Annotated in this window: 12 protein-coding genes; 6 read left to right on the plus strand and 6 right to left on the minus strand. The window is 40.5% G+C overall.

Annotated elements, in window-relative coordinates:
• The first annotated feature begins 124 nt into the window (after positions 1-124).
• Positions 125-2,680 carry a M14 family zinc carboxypeptidase gene (locus H5160_RS15135; RefSeq protein WP_182737887.1) on the plus strand — a complete coding sequence of 852 codons (2,556 nt, stop codon included), beginning with the start codon at positions 125-127 and terminating at the stop codon, positions 2,678-2,680.
• Positions 2,681-2,903: 223 nt separating this feature from the next.
• Here the strand turns inward: H5160_RS15135 and H5160_RS15140 are convergent, their stop codons facing one another.
• Positions 2,904-3,581, minus strand: coding sequence for a ComF family protein (locus tag H5160_RS15140; RefSeq protein ID WP_154904136.1), 678 nt, complete (start codon positions 3,579-3,581; stop codon positions 2,904-2,906).
• A 74-nt stretch (positions 3,582-3,655) separates the two neighbouring features.
• Between H5160_RS15140 and bioH the strand changes: the two genes are divergently transcribed.
• The 3 genes from bioH to H5160_RS15155 all read left to right on the plus strand — a co-directional run bounded on the left by bioH (position 3,656) and on the right by H5160_RS15155 (position 5,651).
• A complete protein-coding gene (gene bioH, locus H5160_RS15145; RefSeq protein ID WP_182737888.1) occupies positions 3,656-4,393 on the plus strand; it encodes a pimeloyl-ACP methyl ester esterase BioH in 738 nt (245 codons plus the stop codon).
• 90 nt (positions 4,394-4,483) lie between these two features.
• The gene (locus tag H5160_RS15150) at positions 4,484-4,792 is read left to right on the plus strand and encodes a hypothetical protein (protein ID WP_002959563.1); all 309 of its coding nucleotides are present in this window, start codon (positions 4,484-4,486) and stop codon (positions 4,790-4,792) included.
• 4 nt (positions 4,793-4,796) lie between these two features.
• The gene (locus tag H5160_RS15155; RefSeq protein WP_182737890.1) at positions 4,797-5,651 is read left to right on the plus strand and encodes a putative metalloprotease CJM1_0395 family protein; all 855 of its coding nucleotides are present in this window, start codon (positions 4,797-4,799) and stop codon (positions 5,649-5,651) included.
• Positions 5,652-5,722: 71 nt separating this feature from the next.
• Here the strand turns inward: H5160_RS15155 and H5160_RS15160 are convergent, their stop codons facing one another.
• From H5160_RS15160 to greB, 4 genes are all read right to left on the minus strand, one after another.
• Positions 5,723-8,050 carry a Tex family protein gene (locus tag H5160_RS15160; RefSeq protein ID WP_182675475.1) on the minus strand — a complete coding sequence of 776 codons (2,328 nt, stop codon included), beginning with the start codon at positions 8,048-8,050 and terminating at the stop codon, positions 5,723-5,725.
• Between the two features lie 168 nt (positions 8,051-8,218).
• Entirely contained in the window at positions 8,219-8,800 is a 582-nt protein-coding gene (locus H5160_RS15165; protein ID WP_002959556.1) for a CBS domain-containing protein, read from the minus strand.
• Between the two features lie 50 nt (positions 8,801-8,850).
• A complete protein-coding gene (locus H5160_RS15170; RefSeq protein ID WP_138489777.1) occupies positions 8,851-9,162 on the minus strand; it encodes a hypothetical protein in 312 nt (103 codons plus the stop codon).
• Positions 9,163-9,278: 116 nt separating this feature from the next.
• Positions 9,279-9,758 (minus strand): transcription elongation factor GreB, encoded by a 480-nt coding sequence (gene greB, locus H5160_RS15175; RefSeq protein WP_002959554.1) that lies wholly within the window; start codon positions 9,756-9,758, stop codon positions 9,279-9,281.
• A 195-nt stretch (positions 9,759-9,953) separates the two neighbouring features.
• Between greB and ompR the strand changes: the two genes are divergently transcribed.
• Both ompR and envZ read left to right on the plus strand, forming a co-directional pair.
• A complete protein-coding gene (gene ompR / locus H5160_RS15180; RefSeq protein ID WP_002959552.1) occupies positions 9,954-10,673 on the plus strand; it encodes a two-component system response regulator OmpR in 720 nt (239 codons plus the stop codon).
• A 5-nt stretch (positions 10,674-10,678) separates the two neighbouring features.
• Positions 10,679-11,995, plus strand: coding sequence for a two-component system sensor histidine kinase EnvZ (envZ, locus tag H5160_RS15185; RefSeq protein ID WP_149603333.1), 1,317 nt, complete (start codon positions 10,679-10,681; stop codon positions 11,993-11,995).
• Between the two features lie 19 nt (positions 11,996-12,014).
• Here the strand turns inward: envZ and H5160_RS15190 are convergent, their stop codons facing one another.
• Positions 12,015-14,057, minus strand: a complete 2,043-nt coding sequence (locus H5160_RS15190; protein ID WP_182737892.1) for a glycoside hydrolase family 97 protein — start codon at positions 14,055-14,057, stop codon at positions 12,015-12,017.
• Positions 14,058-14,142: the final 85 nt, after the last annotated feature.

Below are 14,142 nucleotides of genomic sequence, written 5' to 3' on the forward strand. Positions count from 1 at the left end.
ATTACTCGGATACTGCGTATCATACTCCGCTCATCGTGTTGCGGCTAGTGTTGAGCGTAAAAAGTTGGCATCTATTTTAAGCAATGGTAGCGTGCAAACAACGAACATTTTTTGAGTGATTTATATGCGTTTGGTATTAACATTAATGGTGGTGTTGCTTAGCTTTTCAAGTGTAGCTAAGCCACTTTCGTATTATTTTGAACAAGATGTAAAATTTGACCCTTCAATTCCTACTCCTGAGCAAGTACTCGGTTACGAAGTAGGAGAGTGGCACGTGAGACATGATCAGCTCGTACGTTATATGGAAATACTTGCTGATAAAAGCGACCGTATAAATTTTGAAGTGATTGGCCGCACACATGAACAACGCCCCCTTGTCATGCTAACAATTACAGCAGCTGATAAGTTATCAAGCATAGAGCAGACACGCCAAGCTCACTTAGCACGCTTAAGTAACGATGGATCAGATGCTAATTCTACAAAACAGCCTGCCGTTGTATGGATGGGATACAGTGTGCATGGTAATGAGTCATCAGGTAGTAACTCATCTTTGCTGGTGGCGTATTACTTAGCTGCTGCACAAGGCGCTGAAATAGATGAGTTATTAAATAACACGGTTATTTTACTCGACCCTTCGCTTAATCCTGACGGACTTGCTCGTTTTGCTAATTGGGCCAACAGTAACCGAGGTATGAATTTATCAAGCGACCCTAAAACTCGTGAACATGTTGAAAACTGGCCAAGCAGTCGTACCAATCATTACTGGTTTGATTTAAATCGTGACTGGTTATTACTACAACATCCTGAATCGCGCGCGCGTATTGCTAAATTTCATCAGTGGAAACCAAATGTTTTAACAGATTTTCATGAAATGGGACCAAACAGCAGTTACTTTTTTCAGCCAGGTATCCCTAGTCGTAAACACCCAATAACACCGGATGAAAATGTAACGTTAACTAAAGCGATTGCTAACTATCACGCAAAAACGTTAGATGAAAACAACGCACTGTACTTTACCGAAGAAAGCTTTGACGACTTCTATTACGGTAAAGGCTCAACTTATCCCGACGTAAATGGTGGTGTAGGTATTTTATTTGAGCAAGCAAGTTCTCGCGGGCATATCCAAGACACTATAAATGGACCTTTGAGCTTTCCCTTTACTATTAAAAATCAACTATTAACGAGTTTATCTACCTTTAAAGCCGCTGTTGATAACCGCCAAGCATTACTTGATTACCAAGCTAAGTTTTATAATCAAGCTACTGATTTAGCCAGTGATGAAAGCTTTGAAGGTTATGTAATTGAGGGCGCGGATGACAACACTCGTATTAAAGATTTTTTAGGGTTGTTGAAACAACATCAAATAGATGCTTTTTCGCTTACTAAATCACTCAAGGCAAATGGCAACAACTATACAACCAATAGTTACTTTGTGCCCTTAGCCCAGCCACAGTACCGCCTAATAAAAGCTATTTTTAGCGAGCAAAAAAACTTTGCTGATAACACCTTTTATGACGTATCTGGCTGGACTTTAGCGCATGCGTTTAACTTACCTTTTGCAAAAGTAAAAAGCAGTTGGGGTTTAGAGGTTGCAAGTACACCGTGGCAAAAAGCGGTAAAACCTTCTTTTGCTTCACTTGAGCAAGGCTATGCGTTTGGCTTTTCGTGGGATGATTACCTAGCACCTAAAATGCTAAACAGCCTTTTAAAGCAAGGTATTAAAGCGCGTGTAGCGCTAAGCCCATTAACAGCCAAATCAAACTCAAGTGAAGTAAGCTTTGATGCTGGTAGTATTATTGTGCCAGCAGGCTTACAAACGAATAATGATTGGGTTGGAATATTAAATAAAGCACAAAACGAGTTTGGAATTGCAATCAAGCCTATTAACTCAGGTCTTACAAGCAAAGGAGCCGATTTAGGGTCTCGTACAATGGCGGTTGTTAGCGAGCCAAAAGTATTATTGGTAGGTGGTAAAGGCGTAAGCCAGTACGAAGCTGGGGAAGTATGGTATTACCTCGATCGCTTTGTAGGTGTTGCGCCAACAATTGTTGAAATGGAGCGTTTAAACTCTATTGAACTCAGTAATTACAGCCATATAGTACTTGCTCATGGTAACTACAACAGCTTATCTGATACCGACAAAGTGGCTATAAAAAGCTGGGTAAAAAAAGGCGGCGTTATTTGGGGTCACAAAGGCGGAGCTAAATTTTTAGCTGATCAGCAATTACTCAAAGCAAGCTATCTATCAAGACAAGATGTAGCGAGTGCATTTAAAACGACAGGTTTAAGTTATGGCGATAAGGACCATTTAGCAGGACGTCAACGCATTGCAGGAGCTATTTTTAATACTAATGTAGATTTAACTCACCCACTTACATTTTCACTTAAACGCAATACATTGCCCGTATTCAAAAACAGTACTTGGTTGCTAGAAGCTTCCGATGCACCGTTTGTAAATGTACTTACCTATACTAAAAAGCCATTGTTAGCGGGTTTTACCGATGCTGTGAATGTTGAGCAAGTTGCTGGTGGTGCTGGCTTAATTGCGCACTCATATGGACGAGGTACAGTAATAGGCATGACCGACGATCCTGTATTTAGGGGTTACTGGTATGGGACTAGTCGACTACTAAGCAATGCGTTATTTTTTGGTCATACGTTTCGTGCAAATGGCGAATAATACCAATTCGCTTAATTAAGTAATCTACTTTGAGGATGGAAAAACGTGTTGATAGCTAGGCAAAAAATTCGCTAATTAGTTGTTCTCGGCAATTGCTCCTGGATTGCTCTACCTTCTGCATCCATGCAGTCGTAAATGAGAATTTTTTAACACAGGTAGCGACACGTTTAGCCCCGCAAAATGATTAAGTATTATTGCGGATTGGTTTAATACTTTTTAATAATTAAATAGGCGTTAAGCAAGTTGTAAAAGCCCACACTTGTTTAGCGCCTGCTTGTTTTAGTGCACTAGTAGCTGCGTTTAATGTTGCCCCTGTCGTCATCACATCATCAACAATAGCGACTGTTTTACCTGCCATGTCTTGTGTACAAATAAAGGCATTTTTTAAGTTTCTTATACGCTTTGCTTGGGATAGCTCCGACTGAGCTTGTGTTTTTTTATCGCGAATAAGAACATTACTTAGTGGGGCGTAATTAGCTAAACAGGGTTGCCATACTTGGCTTACCTGATTAAATCCGCGAGTAATAAAGCGGCTTTTATGAAGAGGTAAAATAATAAAGGTATCTGGCAAGTTAGGGCTTTGCTCAAAAAACTGCGTTAACTGTTTTTGTATAATTTGCTGCAATGCCTTTTTATAATGAATTTGATTATTAAATTTTAGCCTTTTAAGCCAATGCTCAAAGGGAGGTTGATAAAAAGCGCATGCAAATAATTTATCAAACTCGCAATTAGGAAACATCTCAATAATATCAGGTCGATGCAATAAACTCGTATGCTTACTAAAATCAAACAATGGTAAATCTTCAAGGCAATAATCACATAGCCCTAAAGAGGTCGTAATCGAGCTTTGACACTGCACGCAATAAGAGGGAAATAACCAATTTAAAACGGCTTGTTTCACAGACTCGCTCCTTGCATTGCAATCGCCTTTCTAAACGTTATGATGAGCCTAAGTTTGGTAAAGGTTAAGCAAATATGCAAAATGAGTTAGTGTTATTACATGGTTGGGGAATGAATCAGGGCGTATGGCAGTTAGTACAGCCAGAACTTGAGTTTTTATATTCAGGAAATGTACGTAGCCTTGACCTACCTGGGTTTGGTAATAGCGATGTATGCCCAAGCCCTTATACTTTGCATGATGCAGCAGAAATTTTAAGTAAGCAATTAAAGCCGAAGAGCATTTTAATGGGGTGGTCGTTAGGTGGTTTACTTACACTTTATATTGCTAAGCATTGGCCTGAAAAAGTATCTAAGGTTATTTTAATAGCATCGACTCCTTTTTTTGCTGAGGCAGATAACTGGCCTGGAATAAAAGCGAATGTATTGGCGCAGTTTAAAGAGCAGTTAGTTAATCATCGAGAAAAAACAATAGAGCGCTTCTTAGCTATTCAAGCAATGGGTAGCGAGTCGGCGCGCGATGATATAAAGCAGCTTAAACAATTGCTAAATCAGTACCGCGCACCCCAAAGCGATGCCCTGAGTGCTGGTTTAGATATTTTACAAAACGACGATTTACGTGACTTATTTACTCATTGCCCAGTCCCTATTAGAGGAGTATTTGGCCGGCTTGATGCTTTAGTACCTTATAAAGCAATTAGCAAAATGTCAGCACTAAATACTGAGTTTGAATATGAAGTACTAGATAAAGCATCTCATGCACCATTTATTTCTCATAAAAGTGAGTTTTTATCTGTCGTTAAATCAATGCTTTAAAATAGAGCTAAGAATAGCGCTGTTTAAAGCTTTATTTTGAGCAGAACCTGAGCGATAATTAAACAATGTTTATTTGGTGGAGGTTTTAATATGCCAATCGGATCAGTATTTAATAGTGGTATAGAAGGGTTTAACCGAGCTAGCCAAGGTATTGAAAAAGCCAGTGCTGAGATTAACCGTGCCAGTATAGAACAACAAGATGACGCGCAATTAGCGCAGCAACGTCAGCTTACGGCAGCACGCCCTGAAGAAGCGATTACTGCACCAGTAGCACAACCAGCTCGTGTTGATGAAGCGCTTGTTAACTTAAAAGTTGAAGAGTTTAATGCCAAGGCAAATACGCAATCAATTCAAACGGCCGATGATGTACTTGGCACGTTAATCGATATTAAAGTTTAGTATTATGAATATTGTCACGCCATTTCCGTCTATTAATATAAACACCGCAAATGTTTATACGGAAACCGCACGGCGTGACAACCAACTACGCGAAGTTATTCCGGCTCCCGCATCTAGTAGCGCAAGCAACACAGAAACCAAAGCGCAAAGTGATGCTGAAAAAGCAAAATTGCCAGGTAGTAGCGATGGTGCGACGTATAGCGCAACGGGAAAAATAGCAGACGAAAAGTCAGTTCAGCAGCGCGATGGAAACTCAGAAAACCCTGAGGGCACTGAGCAAGAAAGTGAAGCAATTGAGAAAAAAGAATCTGAGCAAGAAGAGCTGCAATTAGAACAAGAACAACAACAAATTACAGAACTAAAAGCACGGGATACTGAAGTACGAATACACGAACAAGCACACGCTTCTGTAGGCGGGCAATATGCTGGCTCGCCAAGTTATGAGTATCAACGTGGCCCAGATGGTACTAACTACGCAGTTGGCGGAGAAGTACAAATAGATGTATCAGAAATTCCGGGTGACCCGCAAGCGACTATAGACAAAATGCAAACGGTACGCGCTGCCGCATTAGCGCCTGCAGAGCCTTCAGGAGCTGATCGCTCTATTGCTGCAGATGCTACGCAAAAGCTAGCAGCGGCTCAAGCTGAGCTTGCACAACCTGAAAAAGAAGACGACGAAGACGCAAAAAGTAAACTTGAAGCGTCATTCTCTAGCGATGAAAGCAGCGATACAAAAACAGCTAAAAGTGACGAGCAAACACGTGATGCCGATGTTGAAGCACGGGCGGGGCGTATTGCTAACTTTTATCAAATGGCTACATCGCCAGCGAGCCAAAGTAGTTTTTCAGCGTTAAGTTAATAATTAGCAAAACATAACCACAAAAAAACCGCTTACGCGGTTTTTTTCGTTTTAGCTTAGTTGTACAAGTATTATTTTTTTACTTTAGCATTAGCGAACGCATCGGCAAATGCATTGCCCATTAACGCATTACCGTTGTCACGTTTAGGCTTTGCAGCGCGAGGTTGCGAATTATTAGCACGTGCTTGTGGCTTTTGCGTAGCTGGAGCTGCTGACTTATTACTTGTGTCAATATCGTCATCTAAGCGCATAGTAAAGCTTATGCGTTTACGTGCAGCGTCTACTTCAACAACTTTAACCTTTACAATATCACCAGCTTTAACAACTTCACGCGGATCTGATATAAATTTATTCGTGATTGCTGAAATATGCACTAAACCATCTTGGTGAACACCTACATCAACAAACGCACCAAAATTAGCAACGTTTGAAACCACGCCTTCTAAAATCATACCTGGTTTTAGGTCACTAATTTTTTCAACACCGGCTTTAAACTCAGCTGTTTTAAATTCAGGTCGAGGATCTCGACCAGGTTTATCAAGCTCAGTAATAATGTCGGTAACGGTTGGTAAGCCAAACTTTTCGTCAGTGTAATCGTTAGCAGCAAGTTTAGTTAAAAAGTCGCTGTTACCAATTAGGTTACTGACATCTAAGCTATTGCGTTCACAAATGCGTTTAACAACAGGATAAGCTTCAGGGTGTACTGATGAGTTATCTAGTGGATCGCTACCATTGTTAATACGTAAAAAACCAGCCGCTTGTTCAAATGCTTTTGGCCCTAAACGCTCAACCTTTTTAAGCTCACTACGTTTAGTAAATGTGCCGTTAGCATCGCGATAATTAACGATATTTTGCGCTAATGTTTTGTTTAAGCCAGATACGCGTGTAAGTAAGGGTACCGAGGCCATGTTTAAATCTACGCCTACTGAGTTTACACAGTCTTCAACTACTGAAATAAGGCTCTGGCCTAATTGGCTTTGCGATACATCATGTTGGTATTGGCCAACACCAATTGATTTTGGCTCAATTTTAACAAGTTCAGCAAGAGGATCTTGAAGGCGGCGTGCAATAGAGACAGCCCCTCGTATAGAAACATCTAAATCTGGAAATTCATTAGCTGCAAATTCAGAAGCTGAGTAAACCGATGCACCTGCTTCGCTAACCATAATTTTACTAAGTTTAAGTTCGCTGTTTGCTTTGATAAGCTCTGCAACCAACTTATCTGATTCGCGTGATGCAGTACCGTTACCAATCGCAATTAGCTCAACTTTATGCTGACGGCAAAGTTGCTCTAACGTACGCACTGATTTATCCCAATGATTTTGTGGTGCATGAGGGAAAATAGTTTGTGTAGCTAGTAATTTACCTGTGCTATCAACAACGGCAATCTTACAGCCAGTACGAAGGCCTGGATCAAGACCTAAAGTAGTACGAGGGCCTGCAGGTGCAGCCATTAATAAATCTTTTAAGTTTTTAGCAAATACATCTATTGCACCGGCTTCAGCTTTTTCGCGCATTGCTGCAAAAAACTCATTCTCTAGGTGTAACCCTAGCTTAACTTTCCACGCCCATTGAACAACGTTTAATAACCAAGGACTTGCCGCTTTATATTTAATATCTAAACGGTAATGCTCAGCAATCATGTTTGCACATAATTGTGCTGAATTTTCTGCACTAGGCTCTGGGTTTATATTTAACTGAAGTACACCTTCATTTCGAGCTCTAAGCATTGCAAGCGCACGGTGAGAAGGTACTTTTTTAAGAAGTTCTTGATGCTCAAAGTAATCACGGTATTTTGCACCGGCTTGCTCTTGGCCTTTAATCACAGTACTTTCAATTGCGCCATTTTGGCTAATGTGGCTTCTAAATTTAGCAAGTAATTTTGCGTCTTCAGCAAAGCGTTCCATTAAGATGAATTTAGCGCCTTCAAGTACCGCTTTTGTATCTGCAAAACCTTTTTCAGCACTTACAAACTGTTCCGCTTGTTGCTCTGGGTCAAGGTTAGCATCTTTAAATAGTGCATCTGCAAGAGGCTCTAAACCAGCTTCAATTGCTATTTGGCCTTTAGTGCGGCGCTTAGCTTTATATGGTAGGTATAAATCTTCAAGTTCTGTTTTACTTTGTGCATTGGTTATATCGGCACTTAGCTCTGGCGTTAATTTATTTTGCGATTCGATTGTCGATAAAATAAAACTACGGCGCTCTTCTAGTTCACGTAAATACGATAAACGCTGCTCTAAAAGGCGTAATTGGGTGTCGTCTAGGCCGCCTGTAACTTCTTTTCTGTAGCGGGCAATAAAAGGAACAGTTGCGCCTTCATCAAGTAACTTTGTTGCAGCAACAACCTGTTGCTGCTGTGCGTTTAACTCACCGGCTAAACGTGCAGAGATATCGCTCATGCAAAAACCTTTTTATACAATAAAATAAGACCAGAAGCGTGTTACTGGCGCTGTTAATTGCTTGAATAATATCACAGGAGGTAGTAATGAAAAGCTCTTAAAGCAAGCTATTTTACTTGCTTTAAGATGGTTGGGTCGGGAGCAAATCAATTCAACTAAAAGAGCGCCCTAGTGAGGGTGCTCAATGTTTTCTAATACCTCACTGAAAGAGTGAGCAATAGGTGAGATATGTACAGGAATATGTAATGTTTTAGCTATTTGGCGAGCTGAAATTAAACCACAAATTTCGTTACTCGCTGTTGTAACTAATAAAAACATTGTGCCCTGATGCTCCATCGTTTGCAGCGCATCACCAATGCATGCGTAGCTTAAGCTTTGCATACTTACACCTGTAAGGCGGTTAACTGGTGTCATAATGTCACGTAAGCTTACTTCGCTTCGTTGCATATTTAAGCGCTCTGCAATAATAGTAATTTTAGAGCTTTGTAAATCGGCGCTAGAAACTAGGCCAATTAATTTTTGGTGTTCGTCTGTTACTAAAACAAAGTCAGATTGTTGTGCACTTACTTGTTTAAGTGCCTCTGTAATCGTTGTTCCATGCTCTGCACGAATAGGTGTTTTTTGAGTAAAGTTATTCACCATTTTTAGCGCTGGAGAAGATAAATCGATTAATGGTTGATCATCTGCAAATGTGCTAGCAATAACGCCATGAGAAATATTTTGGGTACGTAATTCTTTAAAGTTAGACATAGTAGTCACCTTAGTAGTTATAAAATTTAATTAAGTTGTAAAATAATGAATTAAATTAAATAGCTAGGTGGTCCGCGTTGGTATGCAGTGCTAAAAGGTCTGTTTAGATTAGTGCTCTTATAAAAAGAATCTACGACATTAGGAAGTGGTTGAGGCGACCTAAAGGTAATAGTGTTAACGTGAGAGTCCACGTCAAAATCGAGGTTTGCTTGGTCAGGAATATCACAAGTAATAAAGTGATTAGATAGTTTAGCGTTATCAAGGTTTACGTCAGTGTTGCTGGCATGCAGCGTCAAACTTACACTCATTAAAAGTGCAAACAATACGGCATTACTAAATATGCGCTGTACCATGTTTGACATAATCACGACCTTAATTAACTGCTTTCAAATTAAACAAATCAACTTGAATAATTCAGTTATAGCTTATTGCTTTAATTTACACAATCAAAAGTTAACATGATCTGAATCAAAACTTTTTATTTCTTTTTTTGGTAATCGATACTGTTTACATACCACTGCTTTTTTCCTTGAGGTGTGGTCACTTCAAATTCGTCATCTACTTGTTTTTTAATCAACGCACGCGCCATAGGTGAGTCTATTGATATGTAATCTTTACGGTCGTAAATTTCATCAGGACCTACAATTCTGAACTTTTTAACTTCACCTTCTTCGTTTTCAATTTCAACCCATGCACCAAAAAATACTTTTCCATCTTGCACGGGAGAGTAGTCAATAATTTTTAAATCAGGTATGCGTTTGCGTAAGTAGCGTACCCGGCGGTCAATTTGGCGCAGCAATCGCTTGTTATATTGATAGTCTGCGTTCTCAGAGCGATCTCCGAGGCTGGCTGCCCAGCTTACTATTTTTGTTACTTCTGGGCGTTTTACGTTCCATAGTTGATCGTGTTCTTGTTGTAATTGCAAGTAACCTTCGCGGGTAACTAAATTTGTTTTCATGGCCAATTCTTTATTAACTCTAATGGTGTGCACGTTATTAAATTTGCCAAAATTTGTCGAGCGTAAAATTTAATAAAGTACGAGTAAGGAAGCTTTGAAATGTTCAGTAACAATCTAAGCAAGTAATTAGTTTTTGATTATTAAGTTTTTCATTTATATTAACTAGTAATTGGATATAAAAATAAGAAAGAGATTATGGGACACGAGACCACAAAAGTATTAGTTGTTGATGACGATATGCGCTTACGCAGTTTGCTTGAACGTTACTTAGTAGAGCAAGGCTTTATTGTTAGAACCGCAGGAAACTCGGAGCAAATGGATAGACTCCTAGAGCGCGAAAACTTTCACTTAATGGTTCTCGATTTAATGCTCCCAGGCGAGGATGGCTTATCGATTTGCCGCCGTCTACGCCAAAAAGAAAATGAAATTCCTATTGTTATGCTTACTGCAAAGGGCGACGAAGTAGACCGCATTATTGGCCTTGAACTTGGCGCTGACGATTACATTCCAAAACCATTTAATCCACGTGAGCTACTCGCTCGCATAAAAGCAATTTTACGTCGCCGCGCAAAAGAAGTGCCAGGCGCACCTGCTGCTGAAGAAAACTTAATCGCTTTTGGTAAATTTACGCTTAATTTAGCAACGCGCGAAATGAGTGAAGGGGATAAAACAATATCGCTTACCAGTGGTGAGTTTGCAGTGCTAAAAGCGCTTGTTTCGCATCCGCGTGAGCCACTTAGCCGCGATAAGCTAATGAACTTAGCGCGTGGGCGTGATTACAGTGCGCTTGAGCGAAGTATTGATGTGCAAGTGTCGCGACTTCGACGCATGATTGAAGTAGATGCTGCTAATCCACGTTATATTCAAACCGTTTGGGGTTTGGGGTATGTGTTTGTTCCCGACGGTGAAAAGTAATATTTATGGGCATGTTTCCGCGCAGTGCTTTTGGACAAACTGTTTTTTTAGTGGCGGCTCTGCTACTCATAAATCAAATAGTGTCTTATGTTACGGTTAGTTTTTATGTTGTAAAACCAACCATTGAGCAGGTTAACTTGATGCTTGCTAAGCAAATTAAAACGGTATTTATTGACTGGGAAGATGGCGTTGAAATAAACGACGAAGTATCTGCAAAGTTTTTTGAAATTACCGGCATTGAAGTGATGACGCAGCGCGAAGCAATGCGTCAAGGACTTGGGCAAAGCCGCGAATATTCTATGCTATCGCGTAGCATGACTGAGCAACTTGGTGGTTATTCTCGTGTACGTATTAGCCAAACTGATCCATTGATTTATTGGGTTGAAGCACCACAAGCGCCAGGTTATTGGGTAAAAGTACCGCTTAAAGGTTTTAAAGAGAATAACTTAGAGTTTTTAACTTTTTACTTATCAAGTATTGGCTTTTTAAGTGTGCTGGGTGGGTGGTTGTTTGCAAGGCACCTTAATAGGCCATTAAAAGCACTGCAACAAGCTGCAGTAAAAGTAGGTAAAGGCGACTTTTCTACCAAGTTAGAAGAAGAAGGCTCAACAGAAGTAATAGAAGTAACGCGCGCGTTTAATCAAATGTCGCGCGGAATTGCCGCACTTGAAAACGACCGCCGTTTACTAATGGCTGGTGTATCGCATGATTTACGTACGCCGCTTACGCGTATCCGTTTAGCCACCGAAATGATGGTTGATGAAGATGACTATCTTCGTGAAGGTATTATTTACGATATAGAAGATATGAACGGGATTATCGATCAGTTTATTGAGTATTTACGCCACCATAAACGTGAAGAACTAAGCTGCGAAGATATAAATGCTTTAGTTGCCGAGGTTGTTAATTCTGAGCTTCAGCATCAACGTACTATTACGTTTAAAAGTAATCCAAATATAGGCAATATACCCTTAAGCTCTGTAGCTATTAAACGTGTAATTACCAACATGATTGGTAATGCGCTGCGTTATTCTGAGGGCGATATTGAAGTACTTAGCTACTTTAATTCAAACAAAAAGTATGTAGTTATCGCTGTAAACGATAATGGCCCCGGCATTCCTGAAAACGAACTAGAGTCTGTGTTTGAGCCCTTTAAACAAGGCGATGCAGCTCGCGGAAGTGAAGGCAGTGGTTTAGGCCTTGCTATTATTAAACGCATTGTTGATATGCACGACGGTAAAGTAAAGCTAGAAAACCGCCCAGAAGGCGGTTTAAGTGCACAAGTATATTTGCCAATCAAGGTATCAACCCCTGCACAATAAATGCAGGGGTTTTATTGTACTAAAGTGCTTTAAAGCGAATAGCAGTACCGCCACTGGTGGCCAGTTTAAGCGTAAGTTTATCGTTTGCAGTTACAATACGTTTTTCGATAGCTATATCGTACGGATTGTTTTTCCACTCTGCGTTTTTACCGTCTTGATAAATTTGCGCTTCAAACTTTTTACCTTGCTCTAAAAAGTCGAGCTTTACCTGAATTGTTCTGGCTTTCTCGTCAGTAACAGCACCTAGGTACCAATCATTTCCTGAGTATTTAGTGCTTTTACGTTCTTTACGGGCAAATACAATAAAGTCGCCTACTTCGCCATCAAGGGCAATACTTTGCTGCCAATCTGTTGGTACGTCTTGAATAAATTGAAATGCGTCGGGCTTAGCCAAATAGTTTTTAGGTAAGTCGGCAGCCATTTGAATTGGGCTATACAACACAACATAAAGTGCAAGTTGTTTGGCAAGTGTAGTTTGTGGGCGGTTTGTATCGCCTCCTAAACCATTAAAGCTCATATCAAAAATACCTGGCGTAAAGTCCATAGGGCCAGAGAGCATGCGGGTAAAGGCAAGCATTGGTACGTGTTCTGGGGGGTTAGGAGGCGAACCCCATGCATTATATTCTTGCCCGCGTGCACCTTCGCGCGCGATCCAGTTTGGGTAAGTACGGCGCAGGCCTGTATCTTTAATTGGCTCGTGCGTATTGATGCTAATTTTATGTTTAGCCGCAAGCTTTACGTTATGAAGGTATTCGTTAACCATAAATTGGCCGTCATGCCATTCATGGCGCGCAATACCGTTTTTGTCTATACGTTTTATATTTCCGCCATCGGCTACATAACCTGTTTTTACTTGGCTGACGTTTGATTTTTCGTAAAGTGTAAAGGCATCTTCCATTTGGTCTCGGTAGTTGCTTACATTGCCTGATGTTTCGTGATGGCCAATGAGCTGTACGTCTTTTTCTTCGCCGTATTGAGTCAGCGCTGCTATATCAAAATCGTCGTACGGTTTGGTAAAGTTAAATACATCGCCATTAAAGTACCAATCGCCATCCCAGCCAATATTCCAGCCTTCAACGAGTACGCCATCAAAACCATACTGCGCTGCAAAATCCATATAGTATTTTGTGGTTTGCGTAGTGGCGCCGTGTTTTTTACCGCTACCCCAAGTTTGCGTGTTTATATGCATACCCCACCAAATACCGACGTATTTGCCAGGTTTAACCCACGACACGTCACCGAGTTTATTAGGCTCGTTTAAATTTAGTATTATATCTGAATTAACTAGGCCAACAGCGCTGTCGGCTATTTGAATGGTGCGCCATGGTGTTTTAAAAGCGCCTTGCTTTTTAACGGCAATACCATCTGACCAAGGGGTTAAGTCTGCTGTAAATGTGCCTGGACGGCGCTGATTAAGCACCATACCCGCGTAATCAACAAGAGCGGCTTCATGAATACTAATATGAGTACCGTCACTTGTTTTAAACGTAAATGGTGTGTGAGCTAGTGGAGCTTCGTTAAGTGGAGTAGTGTTGTAAACATATTCGTAGCGGTTCCAGCCACGAGCAGGTATCCACCATGCTGTTGCATCATGGCTATTGTTTATTGCAAATTCAGTCAGCTCTTTGGTTATTTCTGTATGTTCGAAGCCGGTTTGTTGTGGCACTTCGTATCTAAATCCAACACCACTATCAAATGCTTTAAATCGAATAGTGTAGGTACCTTTATTTGGCTCGTTTTTTGTAAAGGTAACGGCTACTTCGTTATATTCGTCAACAACGTTTTGGCGTTCGCCCCAAGGTTGTTGCCACTGTGTATTAACACTTTGTTGTTCAATGCTTTTAATTTTAAAACCGTCGCTAAAGGCCGCTTGTGTTTTAAATTCAAACCCCAGTAAAGATTTGTTTATAACCGCTTTGTTTTTAAATTTTATTGCGTAGCTTGGCGTGTTGTTTTCGTCAGAGATGCTTACTGTTATTTGTGTGTCTGGCGATTTTAGCTCTACAGTTTGTCCGTAGCTATTACTAGCAAAGGCTAAAAGCACAAGTGCAGGGATTCTCATGGTGTGTCCTTAGATGAGTCGGTGGTGACATTTAAGGATAATGACTGTTGATGATTAATACGACTGCCTACATACGTATTCAATG

It is taken from the genome of Pseudoalteromonas sp. SG43-4 (assembly GCF_014164325.1).
In the GTDB taxonomy this organism is placed as follows: Bacteria; Pseudomonadota; Gammaproteobacteria; order Enterobacterales; family Alteromonadaceae; genus Pseudoalteromonas; species Pseudoalteromonas distincta.

Coding starts and splice junctions, on each gene's coding strand:
- H5160_RS15135 (WP_182737887.1), top strand. CDS start 125: ATGCGTTTGGTATTAACATTAATGGTGGTGTTGCTTAGCTTTTCAAGT.
- bioH (WP_182737888.1), top strand. CDS start 3,656: ATGCAAAATGAGTTAGTGTTATTACATGGTTGGGGAATGAATCAGGGC.
- H5160_RS15150 (WP_002959563.1), top strand. CDS start 4,484: ATGCCAATCGGATCAGTATTTAATAGTGGTATAGAAGGGTTTAACCGA.
- H5160_RS15155 (WP_182737890.1), top strand. CDS start 4,797: ATGAATATTGTCACGCCATTTCCGTCTATTAATATAAACACCGCAAAT.
- H5160_RS15160 (WP_182675475.1), bottom strand. CDS start 8,050: ATGAGCGATATCTCTGCACGTTTAGCCGGTGAGTTAAACGCACAGCAG.
- H5160_RS15165 (WP_002959556.1), bottom strand. CDS start 8,800: ATGTCTAACTTTAAAGAATTACGTACCCAAAATATTTCTCATGGCGTT.
- H5160_RS15170 (WP_138489777.1), bottom strand. CDS start 9,162: ATGTCAAACATGGTACAGCGCATATTTAGTAATGCCGTATTGTTTGCA.
- greB (WP_002959554.1), bottom strand. CDS start 9,758: ATGAAAACAAATTTAGTTACCCGCGAAGGTTACTTGCAATTACAACAA.
- ompR (WP_002959552.1), top strand. CDS start 9,954: ATGGGACACGAGACCACAAAAGTATTAGTTGTTGATGACGATATGCGC.
- envZ (WP_149603333.1), top strand. CDS start 10,679: ATGGGCATGTTTCCGCGCAGTGCTTTTGGACAAACTGTTTTTTTAGTG.
- H5160_RS15190 (WP_182737892.1), bottom strand. CDS start 14,057: ATGAGAATCCCTGCACTTGTGCTTTTAGCCTTTGCTAGTAATAGCTAC.